At 35.6% G+C, this 16495-nt stretch carries 16 protein-coding genes; 9 read left to right on the top strand and 7 right to left on the bottom strand.

Annotation, left to right across the window (positions count from 1 at the left end):
• Positions 1-50: 50 nt before the first annotated feature.
• The 4 genes from MHI22_RS18355 to MHI22_RS18340 form a co-directional block, all read right to left on the bottom strand.
• Entirely contained in the window at positions 51-1160 is a 1110-nt protein-coding gene (locus MHI22_RS18355; RefSeq protein ID WP_340812515.1) for an amidohydrolase, read from the bottom strand.
• Between the two features lie 205 nt (positions 1161-1365).
• Entirely contained in the window at positions 1366-1509 is a 144-nt protein-coding gene (locus MHI22_RS18350) for a hypothetical protein (protein WP_340812514.1), read from the bottom strand.
• Between the two features lie 192 nt (positions 1510-1701).
• A complete protein-coding gene (locus MHI22_RS18345) occupies positions 1702-2250 on the bottom strand; it encodes a superoxide dismutase family protein (protein WP_036117859.1) in 549 nt (182 codons plus the stop codon).
• Positions 2251-2439: 189 nt separating this feature from the next.
• The gene (locus MHI22_RS18340; protein ID WP_340812513.1) at positions 2440-3216 is read right to left on the bottom strand and encodes a 3D domain-containing protein; all 777 of its coding nucleotides are present in this window, start codon (positions 3214-3216) and stop codon (positions 2440-2442) included.
• 317 nt (positions 3217-3533) lie between these two features.
• On the opposite strand from MHI22_RS18340, the gene MHI22_RS18335 reads away from it, so the two are divergent.
• Positions 3534-3695 (top strand): YjfB family protein, encoded by a 162-nt coding sequence (locus MHI22_RS18335; protein ID WP_340812512.1) that lies wholly within the window; start codon positions 3534-3536, stop codon positions 3693-3695.
• Positions 3696-3732: 37 nt separating this feature from the next.
• Positions 3733-4884 carry a response regulator gene (locus MHI22_RS18330; RefSeq protein WP_340812511.1) on the top strand — a complete coding sequence of 384 codons (1152 nt, stop codon included), beginning with the start codon at positions 3733-3735 and terminating at the stop codon, positions 4882-4884.
• Between the two features lie 59 nt (positions 4885-4943).
• Here MHI22_RS18330 and MHI22_RS18325 read toward each other — a convergent pair whose 3' ends face one another.
• On the bottom strand, positions 4944-5960 hold the full coding sequence (locus MHI22_RS18325; RefSeq protein ID WP_340812510.1) for a GGDEF domain-containing protein: 1017 nt from the start codon (positions 5958-5960) through the stop codon (positions 4944-4946).
• A 300-nt stretch (positions 5961-6260) separates the two neighbouring features.
• Here MHI22_RS18325 and MHI22_RS18320 point away from each other — a divergent pair, with 300 nt between their 5' ends.
• The 5 genes from MHI22_RS18320 (at position 6261) to MHI22_RS18300 (ending at position 13861) form a co-directional block, all read left to right on the top strand.
• Positions 6261-9296, top strand: a complete 3036-nt coding sequence (locus MHI22_RS18320; protein WP_340812509.1) for a hybrid sensor histidine kinase/response regulator — start codon at positions 6261-6263, stop codon at positions 9294-9296.
• Between the two features lie 130 nt (positions 9297-9426).
• Positions 9427-10116, top strand: a complete 690-nt coding sequence (locus tag MHI22_RS18315; RefSeq protein WP_340812508.1) for a response regulator transcription factor — start codon at positions 9427-9429, stop codon at positions 10114-10116.
• Positions 10113-11099, top strand: a complete 987-nt coding sequence (locus MHI22_RS18310; RefSeq protein ID WP_340812507.1) for a sensor histidine kinase — start codon at positions 10113-10115, stop codon at positions 11097-11099. Before MHI22_RS18315 ends, MHI22_RS18310 begins: the two co-directional genes overlap by 4 nt.
• Before the next feature lie 169 nt (positions 11100-11268).
• Positions 11269-12030 (top strand): ABC transporter ATP-binding protein, encoded by a 762-nt coding sequence (locus MHI22_RS18305; protein ID WP_340812506.1) that lies wholly within the window; start codon positions 11269-11271, stop codon positions 12028-12030.
• A complete protein-coding gene (locus tag MHI22_RS18300) occupies positions 12020-13861 on the top strand; it encodes an ABC transporter permease (protein WP_340812505.1) in 1842 nt (613 codons plus the stop codon). The genes MHI22_RS18305 and MHI22_RS18300 overlap by 11 nt, the downstream gene beginning before the upstream one ends.
• 152 nt (positions 13862-14013) lie before the next feature.
• Here the strand turns inward: MHI22_RS18300 and MHI22_RS18295 are convergent, their stop codons facing one another.
• Positions 14014-14454, bottom strand: coding sequence for a DUF2269 family protein (locus MHI22_RS18295; RefSeq protein ID WP_036117885.1), 441 nt, complete (start codon positions 14452-14454; stop codon positions 14014-14016).
• Positions 14455-14626: 172 nt separating this feature from the next.
• Between MHI22_RS18295 and MHI22_RS18290 the strand changes: the two genes are divergently transcribed.
• Positions 14627-15268, top strand: a complete 642-nt coding sequence (locus tag MHI22_RS18290) for a YfbR-like 5'-deoxynucleotidase (RefSeq protein ID WP_080717022.1) — start codon at positions 14627-14629, stop codon at positions 15266-15268.
• A 100-nt stretch (positions 15269-15368) separates the two neighbouring features.
• A complete protein-coding gene (locus MHI22_RS18285; protein WP_101966956.1) occupies positions 15369-15881 on the top strand; it encodes a zf-HC2 domain-containing protein in 513 nt (170 codons plus the stop codon).
• Positions 15882-15938: 57 nt separating this feature from the next.
• On the opposite strand, the gene MHI22_RS18280 is transcribed toward MHI22_RS18285, so the two are convergent.
• Positions 15939-16277: a zinc ribbon domain-containing protein YjdM gene (locus MHI22_RS18280; protein WP_036117890.1), complete on the bottom strand. Its 339-nt coding sequence runs from the start codon at positions 16275-16277 to the stop codon at positions 15939-15941.
• Between the last annotated feature and the right edge of the window lie 218 nt (positions 16278-16495).

Raw genomic sequence — 16495 nt, 5'->3', positions numbered from 1 at the left:
TATATGAAAAAATAAATTACATTTTTTCATATAGCTTAAAAATTATTTTTTTATTCAGGTTTTTTTTCTAATACACAAGCAAGTACTTTTGCAGCATCCATTAAAGCACTACGATCAAATGTCATCTTAGGATGATGCAATCCTGGCGTTAGGTTTGCCCCGATTCCAATCATCGCTGCTTTTAATTCTGGCTTTTTCACTGTATAGAAATGGAAATCATCACTACCTGGTGTAGTTATTTCATCCGCTAAATGTTCTTCACCTAAAGTTTCAATGATGGCAGCCTTCGCCATATTGGCTGCAATTGGCGAAACTTCAGCACCTGGCGTAAAATCTATCCAATTCCACGTCATATCAATTTCAAATTGTCGCTGTATTGATGTTAAACCAAACTCAATTTTGCTGCGTAGCAATTCGAGTTGTTGATTGTGTTGTGCTCGAATATCCATTGAAAAGCTAGCATTACCTGGAATAATATTTGTACTACCTCCATCTGCGATAATTTTCGTTAACTTCGCAGAATGTGGTTCAAATGGAGATAAATGAATACTGTGTAGCATTTGTTGCACAGCCATAATGACATCAATCGCATTTTTACCTTGGTGAGGTCTAGCGCCATGTGCATCAATGCCTTGAATAGTCCCCTCTAAAAAATAAGCTGCACCATGATGGATTGCTGGCGAAACTTTACCAAGTGGTAATTCTTCAATTGGTCTTAAATGAACTCCAAATAAATGTGTTACCCCATCAACCGCTCCTCGATCGAAGGCTGCACATGCACCATTTCCTAATTCTTCAGCAGGTTGGAAAATGAAACGCACACGATGTTGCAATGGGCGATCCTTCAGTAGTAGTAATGCCCCAAGAACCATTGTCATATTGGCATCATGTCCACAAGAATGATTCGCTTGCCATTTTCCATCAACTTCTTGCCATAAAGCATCGATATCAGCGCGGACTGCAATTATTTCTTCACCTGTTCCAATTTCAGCTATTAACCCAGGTATGTCACCTAGTAAACGATAACTAATCTGTAATTCATCCAGTATCGAAGCGATTTTCTTAGTTGTCTCGAACTCCTTCCAGCTTACTTCTGGATATTTGTGAAAATGATCAAACCATTGATAAATCGTTTCTTCTACTGTTAAAGCTTTTGACATAACTACACCTCTATACGCATTTTTGTTTCCCATTATACATGAATCTATTTCAGAAAAGTACATATGCCTTAAGACCTAACTAAAATAGTAAAGGGATGTATTTCATTATTATGCTCCTAACAAGCCGTTTATAAATAGAGGTGTACAAAGTAATGGGCTATGTTAAAAGTTATCATCACTTTCAACATAGCCCATCAAATATTCATTATAAACTTGTAAAAAATCCTTCTGGATATTCTTCATAATGTACCTTCTCCATTTGCTCCTCATTTTTTTCTTCCTCTTCATAGAAATCAAACTCTTGATCCATTAAATACGTTTCAAATTTTGAATTTAACAATTTCCCCATTGTATCACTCCTTATTTGATTGAATTTTCTGATAAAAGAATTATACAATAGTAATTTAGCAAAATGCAATAAATAATACACATTATGCATTATAAATATAAAACTGATCTCATCATTAGATAGAACACCATTTTATTCCATATAATAAAAAACTGCATCTAATAATTATTAGATACAGTCTTCGACATCATTTTATTGAATCACACCACAAGCAATTCTTGCTCCAGAATTACCTGCTGGATCTGTTTTATAATCGTCAGCTGATTCATGAATAACAATAGCACTGCCATCGCTATCTAATAACGAATTTGGTTGATCTTTTTGTAAAGTCAATCCTTCAGCTAGGAAATCTAAATCAACATTACCATCCTCACCAATCTCTAAATTTGGTAAATCCCCTAAATGATAGCCATTTGGATTTAATTTACCATGCTCTTTATTAGTTGGATTAAAGTGTCCACCAGCCGATTCAAATTTAGGTGGTTCACATTTCCCTACTTCATGAATATGAATACCATGTGTGCCTGGCGGTAAGCCAGTTAAGGCCAGCGTCATTCTAACGCCATTATCCTCTTCTTGAAAAAACGCATTCCCATAGCTTTCGTTATTTGCACCAATCACTTTTGCAGTAGCCGTTAAGGGGGACGTCGCATTTACAGGTAACTTTTCTTCTTTATTAAAGAAACTACAACCACCAACAAAAACTAATAAAGAAATGCCAATTAAACTTATTTTTTTCATAAAAAATTCCTCCTCTATTTCTGATGATTACCAACTTACCCAGTACTTATGCACAAAACAAATAAATACGACTCCTCCTCTCCTAAGAAAAAGGAGTATTTTTAATGCCTGTACATCGTTTTTAGTATGAAATATCTTTGCTGAATCAAAAAAAGGATTTCCCAAAGCTTGAGAAATCCCTTTTCATAGTTAATCTAAAATTTTTACTGTTACGTGTTTCACACCCCATTGGAGTGCTTGTCCTTCAGTAGGAATAAATACATCAATTTTATTGCCCTTAATAGCTCCCCCTGTATCAGCTGCTATCGCTTCACCATAGCCTTCCACCCAAACTCTTGTACCAAGAGGGATAATTCGAGGGTCTACTGCAATGACTTTTAAGTTGGGATTAGATCTAATATCTGTGCCATTTGCGGTAATACCTGAACAACCTTCACAATAGGCCGTATATGCAGTCGCACGCATTGTCAATGTTTTACCAGAACCAGTTGCTGGAGCACTTGCCGGTGCACTTGCTGGTTTAGTTGTAGTCGTTGTAGCAGGTTTTGCAGCTGCAATTCCCTCAGAAGTTTTGGGCTTTGGTTTTGCAGCCGAAGCCTTAATAGCCAATGACTCACCAGCTAAAATTAAATCTGAACCAAGGTTATTCCATGCTTTTAGTTCATCAACCGTCACATTATTTGTACGAGCGATTGAAAATAATGTGTCACCGCCTTTGATGACATATTCATCTTCATTTGCCGACTCTATTTTCGTTGTCGTGTCCTTCACTAAATCCTGCTCTGGATAGAACCACAACGACTCCATCTCATTTAGTTGCTGGAATTCTCCAACCGTTAAATTATAAATCTCAGGAATTGCCCATAGTATATTGCCTGGTGATTTGTCCTTCGCGGAGGAAGGACTTGCATACAGACTCAAACCAAAGGTCACCGCTACTGCTAAAGCTAATGCTTTTTTCTTCATGTTTAGTAATACCTCCATCATTTTATTATTTGTTGCAAATCTGCTGCTAGCACGCTAGAGTTGAAAGCTCTACTATGACAGCAACCATAAGTTTGCAAATTAATAACTCAGGGTTATCCTCCTGATATTAGGAATTATTACTATAAAAACGGAAAAATATACAATTTCAATTAATTTTTTAGTAATTCGCAGAATTTGAGAGGGAAAAATCTATAATTTTGTAGTACAGTTTCGGACTTTTTTATATTAGATATTTGCTATTTTTAGCCGATAAATAAAGAAAGGGGGGGAATGTAGAAATGGAAATTAATTCACTCATGTCATCACAGCTGATGGAACTTCAACAAACTGTACAAATGAGCGTAATGCAAAACGCACTCAATTTAAACACATCTACAGCTATTGAATTATTACAAGATCTACCTCAACAAGTTCCTACACATCCATACAAAGGATCAATAATAGACATCTCAGTCTGATAATGCAGCTATATTTAGCGGAAGGTGGTGTCCTTATATGATCCGGGTAATTGTGATGGACGATGAACCATTAGCTCTTGTTAATATAAAAAAACATTTAAATGCATTTGATGACATTGAGGTCATTGAAACGTTTACTACAGCAAAAGACTTACTGATAGAAGGACCTACCTTAGACTTTCAAGTAGCATTTTTAGACGTTGAAATGCCAGGCATGAGCGGTCTAGAAGTTGCACAATTAATAAAAACATGGGACAAAAACATCTGTATCATTTTTGTCACTGCCTATCGAGACTATGCTGTTCAAGCCTTTGATGTACAATCTCTTGATTACTTATTAAAGCCGATTTCGAAATCTCGCTTAGAAATGACGATTAATAGAATTCAAGAGCTGTTCCAGAAAGATCTAACATCAGCAGCTCAAACTCATCAAAAGCCTTCGCTTACGATCAGATGCTTTGGAGAATTTGTCGTTTCTTATGATGAAAAAGCAATTCATTGGAGAACGATTAAAACAAAAGAATTGTTTGCCTTTCTTTTTTTACAGCTTCATATGCCTGTACCCCGTGATACCATCCTAGATACACTTTGGAGTGATACGGATATTAAAAAGGCAAGAGTCCAATTGCATACTACCGTTTCATACTTGCGTACAACGCTTTCATCGTATGGTTACTCTGATGTGATTGAATATACGAATGGCTGCTATATTTTGAAACTAGAGGATTTTCAATGTGATGCACATGATTTGGAGTATATTTTGAATACTAAAGCAGAAACAGGAAGATTGGATATCGAGAAGGCGGAGGAGCTCATCCAAAATTATCATGGTGAGTTTATGGCGACATTGGACTATTCATGGACTGCTAGTAAAGCTAACTTAATGAATAAACAATTTACTCAATTACTCGATGAATTGATTCATTATTACACTAAAAACCGGAATTTTAAAAATAGAGAACGTTCATTATTGTTAGCTTTAGAGTTAAATCCATATTCCGATAAAACTGTTCAGCTATTAATTCGGCATTACACTGAGATTGGTAATCGTGCTGAAGCCATAAAAATGTATCATTCTTTTAATAGCCTTTTATTGTCAGAATTAAATGTATCACCCACTCAGGAGACAACAGACCTTTTTCAAAATGTTGTACAGGCACAAGCAAAGGAGCTTGAAAAAAGTATATAACCCATCATGTTGAGGATAGGAAAAAGCATGCTAGTGTACAGTACTAGCATGCTTTTACATTATTTAACAATCATTTGTCTCATATTTCTAACTACACATAAACAGTTACGTCCTGATTGTTTAGCTTTATACAAAGCATGGTCTGCAATTTCTATCAATTGGTTAGGACTCTGGATATTTGGTGTAAAAGCCGTAATTCCAGCAGACATGGTTACGGGTCTACCACATGCAGTTTCTTGTAGGGCTTGCTTAATCCGTAGACTTTCTGCTAATTGTACAGCATCATCTATGTTCATTGAAGGCAGAATGACCATAAATTCTTCTCCGCCATATCTAAAGCAAAAACCTTGATCCCCCACACTGTTTTGCATATTAATAGCAAAGGCTTTTAAAACTTCATCCCCTACTGTATGACCATATGTATCATTTATACTTTTAAAATCATCTAGATCTATTAAGATGATGGCATGCGGGACCTTATCTACAATCAATTCATGTAAAGTTTGATCCATTCTTCTGCGATTAGGGATTCCTGTTAATGAATCTAAGTTTAATTGCTCTGTTAAATCAGAAATTTTACTTTGCGAGCAAATCACCATTTTTTGTACATTGTTTTTCAACAGCTTTGCTTCATAATACCAATCAGCAATCTCCTCAGTCTCCTGGCCCTCTTCACCTACTTCAATTTTTGTTGAAAGATCTTTTAGAGGCTGTGTAATTTTGATAGCTAACCATATAGCTAGGCCCAACACAGCTACTACAACTATGATGATTGGGATAATAATTTTCTTAAAAAACAAACTAAAAGAAACCATTCTTTCATCAAGTAAAGTATCAACTACTTGTTCCATATACGGTTCTAATGAATGATCATTTGTCTTAGCACCTTGTAAATAGTCTTCCGTAATTGTAGAGACTTCCTTTACATAGATTTCTTGCATGTCTGTTTTATTTTCCTTCAAAATTTCATTAAAATTTCGATAGCTACTCCAAATACTAATACTAGATGTCGCGAGTACAACGACAATCGTCATACTAACAATAAGAAACGATAACTTTAACTTGAATTTACCCACAATAGATCATTTCTCCCATTGAGATGATTTTTTCGTTAAATCTTATCTATGTTTCAACTCAAAATTTAATATATTTATTCAATCATCATAAGCCATATCTCTTAAAGAAAACTTAAAAACTAATGAGATTTTACTTTTTTTCAGATTAATAGGAAAAAATCGATAGTACTACGACCCCCATATAGTTCTATTTATATAGGTTTAAAGTATTCTTTTACACCCCTTCATATTTCCTTTTTTCCAATTCCATGGCATGGTAGATGAAGTTATTTAAGAAATACATTAGGAGGGAAAATGGCTGTGTTGAGAAAAACGACTATCCGACATCTACTTATTATAATTGCCATTTTTATAGTCCTTACTTCTTTACGATTGCTATGGTTAAACTACTTCCTGCCCTCTAATCATCAGCCTAGTGCCCAAGGTGGTATTGTAGATCTGAACAATCAGGACCTTTTGAATGAAGAAGTTCTTTCTTTAAATGGCGAATGGCTCTATTCCCCTGGACAGTTCGTCAATCCTGAAAATAAAGGAAGTAGTCAAAAGACCAATATCGAGGACCATACTATCCAAACTCTTCCTACACTAAAAGGCGGGAAAACAATTCACCCCTATGGTACTTATCAACTAAAAATTCTGCTACCTAATCTTGCAGATAACAGCCGATATGCCATTCGTATTCCTGCTATCTCAACCGCCTCTTCCTTGTATATAAATGGCGAACTTGTAGGACAGTCAGGTAAAGTGGCAGATAACAGGCAGGATCATAAAGGGCAAGCTGCACCCTACACAGTTTATTTTACAAATACGCATTCTGAAATTAACATCATGCTTCATGTATCTAATTTTGATACATCTAAAAGCCCAATTATTAATAAAAGGATTTCATTTGGCACTGCGTCAGCGATGACTCATCATCAATTAATTACAGGTCTATCTCTTTCAACAATTGTCGTTATGCTAATACTGTTTGCTCTTTTTAGCATACTTGTATTTCTGTTCATCTATAGGAAACCTATCGTTTTACTATTTACATTTGGCTTTCTTCTACCCTTGGCAGATGAATTAATTACGTTTGATCGCTCTCTGCTAGATTGGTTGCACCTTGATTATGTATGGTCCTATAAGCTTTCTTCTATTATTTTTCTCGGAGCCTCTTTTTTCTTTGTTCAATTTATGAGAGTCCTCTTGGTTAAATATCACAGCACTAAAACATTTCAATGGATTGTTGCCTTTTATGTACTAGACGCTGTATTCATTATAGTTTTACCAATGTCGTGGCTGGTACCTACTAAAATGATTTTCTTCGTACTTTATCTAGTGTCCTTTCTCTACGTCGTGGTATTGGCTCTTAGAGAGTATTTAGAAAACCAAAAAAGGAGCTCTGCTTTTATTGCTCTAACAGCTGTTGGTACAACAAACGGTATTTTATGGGGATTAATCAAATCTATTTACGTATTTGATATACCTGTTTATCCATTTGATTATTTATTTGTTATGCTCGGTTTTTCTAGCTATTGGTTCAGACGTTTTCATGAGAACTCTCAGCAAATCCAAAAGTTAGTCGCAAAACTACAAAAGGAGGATACTTTGAAAGATGAATTTCTCACAAGTAATGCACAGAAACTGTGGAGTCCGATGAATAGGATGATTACCCTAGGTCAGTCTATTTATGATAATCCGAAGAATAGACTTGTAGCTGAAGATCATCGAAATCTTAAACATCTGATTGATATAGGGAGAAGTATGTCCTTCACATTAAACGACATACTGGACTATACCCGCTTAAAAGAGGGTAATTTACATCTTCATACACAAAGTGTAAACCTTCAAGGTGCTGTTTATGGGGTCTTTGATATGCTTCGTTTTATTATAGACGGAAAGCAAATACATATGGTATCATCGGTACCTCGAAATTTCCCAAATGTATTAGCTGACGAAAATCGTCTTATTCAAATCCTTTTTAACCTTTTGCATAATGCGCTAAAATATACAAGTGAAGGCTCTATAGAAATTACCGCTCGTGAGGAACAGCATATGGCCATTATCCACATTCGTGACACTGGACAAGGAATGGACGATTTTGTGAAAAGTCTTGTGTTTACACCTTATGAACAAGGTCAAGAACATGATGAAGGCATTGGAATTGGGCTTCTCATTTCAAAAAAACTAATTGAGTTACATGGTGGTACGATGCATATACAATCTGTTCAAAATAAAGGATCAGACATTTATTTTACATTACCGCTTGCAGATGAAAGTAAACAGAGCGAACATACATCCTACATGTTTCAAGATAATACTCAGTTACCAACTATAGAACAAAGGCTATCCACAGTATCAGAAAAGCATTTCAGTATTTTAATGATTGATGATGATCCTACAAATTTAACAACGATGAAAAGTATATTTTCGAAGTCTGAATACAAAGTTACTACTGTTACAAGCAGTGAGAAAGCTTTAACGCTCATTCAGCAAGCCTCATGGGATTTAGTGATTGTGGACGCAATGCTGCCCTATATTTCAGGCTACGCTGTAATCGAAAGAATACGAAAACAATACTCATTGCTCGAATTACCTATCTTATTACTAACAATAAGAAAGCACCCTGAAGATGTTTATACAGGCTTTGCCTATGGGGCCAATGATTATGTAACAAAACCTATTAATGCATTAGAGTTAAAAGTAAGAAGTCGCGCCTTAATTGATTTAAAATACAGTATTCAACAACACTTACATTTGGAAAGTGCCTGGCTTCAAGCTCAAATCCAACCACATTTTTTATTTAATACGCTCAATACGATTGCTTCTCTTAGTACCATTGATACTGATAGAATGATTGACTTAATGCACCATTTTGGTGAGTATTTACATGCCAGCTTTGATGTTCGTAATCTTCAACGAGTTGTACCGCTAGAGCACGAGCTCGAGTTAGTTCACTCTTACCTTTACATTAAACAACAGCGATTTGGGGAATTAATTCATATTGAATGGGATATTGATGAAAATATAGAAATTGAAATACCCCCCATTTCTTTACAGACTTTAGTTGAAAATGCCATTCGACACGGTATTTTAAAAAAGACAGAAGGCGGTACTGTTTGTATCCGTATTAAAGATTACACAACTTATATAGCCATTAGCGTGATTGATGATGGTGTGGGAATTAGCCCTAGTCTATTAGAGGAATTACAAGCAAATCACGAAACTGCATGCTCTGGTATAGGTATACGAAATACGGATTTACGCCTTAAAAGAATTTATGGTCAGCGATTACAAATTCAAAGTACAGTCAATCAAGGCACAAATGTAACCTTCCATATTCCCAAAAAATAATAAATAAGAGTCATTACATCCTCTTTCCGAGTTTGGAGTGGCTCTTATTTCAAATTACAATTCTTCTATAGATTTAAGGGAATCAGGGTACATTATACATATAGAATGAAGAAAGGAAGGATCGATAGATATGTACAAAATATACATAATAGAGGACGATGTAAATATTGCTTCACTAATCGTTGAGCACTTATCCAAGTACCAGTATGAATGCTATCCTGTCCAACAATTTCAGCACATTATCGAAGAATTTAATGCCATTCAACCCCATCTAGTCATTATGGATATCAATCTCCCAACCTATGATGGCTATTTTTGGTCACGAAAAATTCGTCAGCTCTCAACCTGCCCCATCATCATTGTTTCTGCCAGAGTAAATGATATTGATCAAGTATATGGTATTGAAAATGGGGCTGACGACTTTATCACGAAACCTTTTTCATTAGACGTCTTTATGGCAAAGGTTAATGGATTACTCCGACGCACATATGGTGAATATGCTTCAACCGAAACAACTACCATGACCATAGCTAATACTACATTAAATCCAGATACAGTTCGTCTTCAGGCAGAAGGTAATGAGAGCCTGTTAACATTAAAAGAAATGCAGCTAAGTAAGCTATTATTTGAAGCCTATCCCAATGTTGTGCCTCGTCAAAAGCTACTAAGTGCTATTTGGGATGATGAAGCCTTTGTAGAGGAAAATACATTGTCCGTGAACATTGGTCGACTACGTAGAAAAATGGAAGCAATCCAATCACAACTTGAGATTAAAACCATTCGTGGTCTAGGTTATCAATTAGTGGAGGAAGGTAAATGAAGCTATTCTTTCGAGAACATCTAAGCATTCTTATTCTCTATGGCATAAGCTTTCTGCTATTACCTTGGATTATTCATACTTTAGATGACCTTGCGTCACACTATGGCTACTTTATCTTTCTTGCCAGCTTTCTGTTTAGTATATGGCTACTAGGTCGTTATTATCGTAGACGAAAGTTTTATAAGCATCTACAGAAAGATATCCACACACAGGAGGATCTTCATCTGTTTGAACCACGTGCACCAATTGAACAAGTTTATAGCGAAAGATTGAGACAAATACAGTATCTATTTTTAACTCAGCAACAACAATTAGACGAACAAGCACAAGAAAAGCAATTGGTTCTATCACATTTTGCACATCAAATGAAGACGCCATTATCTGTTATTCAATTAATTGTTCAATCCGCATCCAACAAAACTACTGAAGAATTACTACAATGGCAAATCGTTAATAAAGAATGCGATAAACTGACATTTACACTTAATCAGCTATTAACGTATGAGCGCACATCTCATTTAGTAGCCGATTTAAAAGTTGAACCCATTGTTTTAAAGGAACTAGTGCAGGAGGTCATCAATGATTTGAAGGATTACTTTATCATGAATGACATTTTTCCAAAAATGATGCTTGCTGAAAACCATATTATTTATTCAGATCGAAAATGGTTAAAAATTGTACTTTATCAAGTGTTCAATAACGCCATTAAATATAGTGACATAGCAAGCACAATTCAAATTCATTATGACAACGCCACTTTACACATAAAAAACTATGGTGAAACAATCCCTACTAGCGAAATATCACGAGTGTTTGATTTATTTTATACGGGTATGAAGGGGCGAACGAGTGGCGAAGCAACAGGTATAGGATTATATTTAGTGAAAAAGATATTAACTACATTAGAGCACCCCTTCACTCTTCAATCCTCTGACCGTGTTACGACTTTTTCCATAAATTTTTCAAACAGCCAAAAAAAATAAACATAGGAACTGTGTCAGCCAAGAGGGCTTTTTCTACTATGACGTCATCCTTTTTCAACATGAACGAAGATGACAACTTTGTCATCTTCACGTCATCAAGCGAAATAGGTTATATCCCGCTCCTTTTTTATACTAAAGTTATCTAATGATCATAAAGGAGTTGTTTCAAGTGGGGAATACAATACTTCAAGTAACCAATTTACAAAAAGAATATATCGGTGAGCTCACATATAAAGCGTTAAACGGAATTGATTTTCAGCTAAGTCAACAGGAATTCGTAGCTGTCATGGGTCCTTCTGGTAGTGGAAAAACAACATTTTTAAATAGTGTATCTACTATTGATCGGCCTACTGCTGGTGATATCATCATCAATAATAGAAATCCCTATGTCTTAAATGATGAAGAACTCGCCCAGTTTAGACGCTCTGAACTAGGCTTTGTTTTTCAAGATTTTAATCTTGTGCATACACTAACAGTGAAAGAAAATATTTTATTGCCATTAACATTAGATAGCTTTCCTGCACCCAAAATGCATCAGCGCTTAAAGCATGTCGCTCAATTTCTTGGTATCGAGGAACTGTTACCTAAACGTATTTATGAAATTTCAGGTGGACAAAAACAACGAGTAGCCATAGCTCGAGCTGTTATTCATGAACCTAGCCTATTGTTAGCAGATGAACCTACAGGAAATCTAGATTCAAAGGCGGTCAATGATGTGATGAACTTATTTACCTCCATTAATCACGAGCTCAAAACAGCTATTCTCATGGTGACCCATGATCCTTATGTAGCCAGCTTCGCCAATCGAATTATTTTTATGAAAGATGGCAAGTTGTATAATGAAATACATCGTGGCAACAACCGCAAGCAATTTTACCAAGAAATAATGGATACGCTTGCTTTTTTAGGTGGTGGGCATCATGAGCTTTAATCACATCGTCCTTCAAAATATTTTACGGGACAAATGGACATACGTTTCTTATTTCTTAAGTAGCATGTTTTCCATTATTATTTTCTTTTTATTTTCTGTGATCGTCTTTCATCCAAGTCTGAAAAGCTTAGACCCCGATTCGACACTTGGTATCTCACTGATGTTAGCTAGTATGCTCGTTTATTTATTTTCTTTTATTTATATCACCTATTCAATTATGGCGTTTTTACGTAAGAAGACCAAAACGCTAGGAATATTTATGATTACGGGAGCTTCCATGAAGCAAATTCGTAAGCTTGTATTCCGAGAAAATTTGTTAATTGGCATTTTAGCTATTCTATTTGCGATCGTTCTCGGACTTGTCATTACGCCACTTTTTTTAATGGGGGCAAAGGTTGTTTTAAAGGCAGAAACGTTTGGTATGTACATGCCTCTACAAGCAATTGGCTTAACGATTGGCTTATTTCTGATTTTATTTGTGGTGATATCGACAGTCATAACGAGGTTCATTAATAAAGAAGCATCTATTCAGCTCTTAAAAAGTGATACGATTATCGAAAAATCGATTAAGCCGCATTATGTGTTGTTCATTTTAAGCATAATGATAACTGGTATATTAGCGTACTTCTTAAAAACCGAGCATGCCATTGTAGACACGCTAGGTATTCTCTATTATCTGTTATTTTTCACTAGTATTCTTTGTACAATTCATTTAGTCATCGCACAGGGCTTGAGGCTATTTTTAAAAATATTTGAAAGGTCCCCTGCCTATCTTCGTAAAACGAATATGCTGTTGGCATCCAATTTAAATGCAAAAATGAAATCACATGCAAATATGCTGTTTCTAATCACTATCCTATTAAGCGGTGTCTTTCTATGCACTAGCATTTTATTTAGCTCTTATTACAATGTAAAAAAGGATAGTGAAGAAAATTACCCGTATAGCTTTCAATACATTGCTGATCCAAAGGCTGACGACAATATGGTAAAGACTGATCTTGATTATCTTGAAAATAATCTATCATCGGTTCGTGCACAAAAGTTTTTTATTGAATTTAAATCAAATGAGGCTCAACGCATTGGCTATATGGCATTATCGGTTTATAACCTGTTACAACAACAGGAAAATGTCCTACATCAAAATGAATTTATTGCTGTAGCAGGAAGTCGAGGTGTAGCGACTATAACAGACAATGCCAGTGACCCGTATATAAAGTTGTTCAAACTTACTAAAACGATTGAGCAAAATCTGCTATCTACTGGTTTCCAGCATAGTTATTTCATTGTACCTGACAGCATCTACCAAGCCATAGACTACCCAGTTTATAAAACCTATATTTATGAGCTAGACAACTGGGCTGCCCATATAGAATTGGCGAATATAATTACTAAAAACATACCATCTCTACCTGGAGAACGTTATGTTACTTCCAAAATTGATTTGTATGACACGGAGATGTTTATCAAAAGCGTCATGTTCTTTATAGGCTCCATGTTAAGTTTAATTTTCTTAAGTGCTGCCATGAGTATACTGTATTTCTATTTGCAAACTACATTACTACAGGAGAAGGAAAAGTATATTGGCATCCGTAAGCTAGGGCTTTCCAAAAAAGAATTAGCTACCGTTATTGCCAAAGAGTTAGCGATCCTTATATTTGTGCCGTTCACTATTGCCATTATGCTATTGCTGACGACATTATTGTCTATGCGTACAATGGTCTCTACGGCATTTTTACAGGTTTCCATGGCTAGCTCTTGCTGTTTCTTTGTGCTTTTCCTCATTAGTTACCTATTTATTCGTAAAAGCTATTTTAAACGCCTTGTAAGCTAAAGAAGCTGGACTACAACTTTGGCCATCACGCAATCTAGATACAATTAACAAATAGATATACGCAGAAAACCCGAACTATGACAAGATACTAATTGTGTTTTGTCAAATAGTCCGGGTTTTATTGGCTAAAATCTTTTTGTTCCATGCTCTTTTTACCAGAAAATCGGCTTTGCTACCATTAACCAAAGCATGATAAGCAATAATAGAATATACATCCACGTTTTACGCTGTAAAAGAGAAACAAATTGTTGTTGATTATAAGAAGGCGTATTAAATGTACGTAACGTCGGTTTAAACGCTCTAGCTAAAAATACAATGGATGCAAACATCACAAGGAAGGTCATGACAATCCATGAAGTATTCCAATGATAGCCTGCATACCACATTAGCAAAATACCTGAGGCTACTAGGACATGTCCTGAATGTTTAACAATAGCAATAGCCCCTTTAAACGCTTCTATATATGGTGGCATTTCATCATTGGAAGCTGTGCGCATTTTTTTAACAATCGTTAACACAACGAACAAAGGCCCAATCGAAAGAACGGCACTTAAAATATGTATATAAAGAAGAAGTGTATAAATGGAAAACATGATGTGTACTCCCCTTTTCATCAGTCCTCTACATTATAGCACCCAACCTAAGTCTACTTTATCAGCAATTGTGAATCCTTTGTAAACACAGCTTGAATCATTGTTAAATTGTTTGAAAACTGCACAAAGAGGGTATTGTTTATAGTAACATGCATTTATAGAACAAAAAGGAGTGATTTTTATAGGAATTCATCAATTTTTTACAAACCTTAATGACTTAGAGCGTATCATTCGCTGCCCTGGTCGCTTCAAGTTCGAAGAGCATAATGTGGCTGCCCATTCTTGGAAAGTCTCACAATACGCAATGTTCTTCGCAACATTAGAAGAAATGAATGGAGCAGAAGTGGATTGGAAGTCCTTATATGAAAAAACCATCAACCATGACTTTGCTGAAGTTTTTATTGGAGATATAAAGACCCCTGTCAAACATGCGAGTCCAGAGCTAAAGCAAATGCTAGCACATGTGGAAGAAAAGATGATGGAAAAATTTATTATCAATGAAATTCCACAAGAATTTCAGGCTATATTCTTTGAACGGATGAAGGAAGGTAAGGACAATACGTTAGAGGGGCGTTTGCTCGAATTTGCGGATAAGCTCGATCAATTTTATGAAGCTTTCGCTGAATTAAAGCGTGGCAATACTGACAAAGAATTTGTCTATATGTACCAATCAGCCCTTTCAAAACTTTTGGCGATTCCACTTGAAGCAACAGTGCAATATTTCCGCACAGAAATTTTAAAGGATGCAGTAAAGGAAAAAACGCATATCGATATTCAAGCCTTAACAGATGAAGTACTAAAGCCAAATAAATAAGATGCATGTACAAGTTTTCCGATTGAAAAATTCACGGAAGGCTTTTTTTATTTTCTAAAAAAAATCGTATAATGAGAGGACATGGATTGGAGGGAAAGTATTGTCACAGGAATGCTCGATTGTAGAAGATTTAATACCTCTTTATAAAAAACAAAAGCTCCAAGCACCGACGATAGAATTTGTAGAACAACATCTAACAACTTGTCAGCAATGTCAGCGGCTAGCCCATTCACAGCCAACTCAAGATGAATACTTACCCATGAAAAGAACATTATCCTTTTTTCACATCATATTTATTGTGTTATCTTTTATGTTTGCCATTAATTCATCCTTACTCGGCAATCAAAAGGGCTTTGTTATCTCATATGCACTTTTCGGTTGTCTTTCTTACCTTTTCTATAAAAACATCTGGATTGTCTTTATCATAAGCTCCGTGCCTGTATTTGTTTGGGCTATCATTAATAATCTAAATAATGGGCTCTATATTACAACCTATTCCTTCGCAGAAATAGGAGCACTCGTGATTGCAGCCGGCTACATCGCTCTTTTACATACAATTTTCGCCTTATTAGGTGCTGCTTTTGCCATTCTACTACGTAGGGTTTTTCAATAAATAATTATACAAAAAGCACCTTAAACTGATTTCTAAAGTTTAGGTGCCTTTTGGTTTTTATGCTTTTTTCACGAATTCTGACTTTAATTTCATAGCACCAAAGCCATCAATTTTACAGTCAATATTATGATCGCCTTCTACAAGACGAATACTTTTTACCTTTGTCCCAATTTTTAAAGTGGAAGAACTACCCTTCACCTTTAAATCCTTAATAATGGTAACTGAATCGCCGTCAGCTAACAGATTGCCATTTGCATCCTTTACAATAAGTGCATCCGACTCCTGTTCTGATGCGTTCATACTCCACTCATGTGCACATTCCGGACACACATAGTTTACGCCATCCTCATACGTATATTCAGAATGACATTTTGGACAATTTGGATAAGCTGCCATTTCCGCTTCCTCCTTTACATATTTTCTAGGAAAATCCTCTTTATGCTCCTATCTTTACATAATCAATCATAATAAGTAAAGACTGTTCGTATTTTCCGTTCGTATTTGTGAAAAAAATATGAAGCAGTGGCACCATTTTGAAGGTATTTCTAGATGTCGATTACACCATTTGGAACACTTGCCCATTGACTAATTTACAGTAATCATCTTACTTGCAT

Origin of the sequence: Lysinibacillus sp. FSL L8-0312, from assembly GCF_038003285.1 — a bacterium.
Lineage (GTDB): Bacteria > Bacillota > Bacilli > Bacillales_A > Planococcaceae > Lysinibacillus > Lysinibacillus fusiformis_D.
Note: the sequence above shows the minus strand (reverse complement) of the source record. Positions and strands in the feature narration are given on the sequence as shown.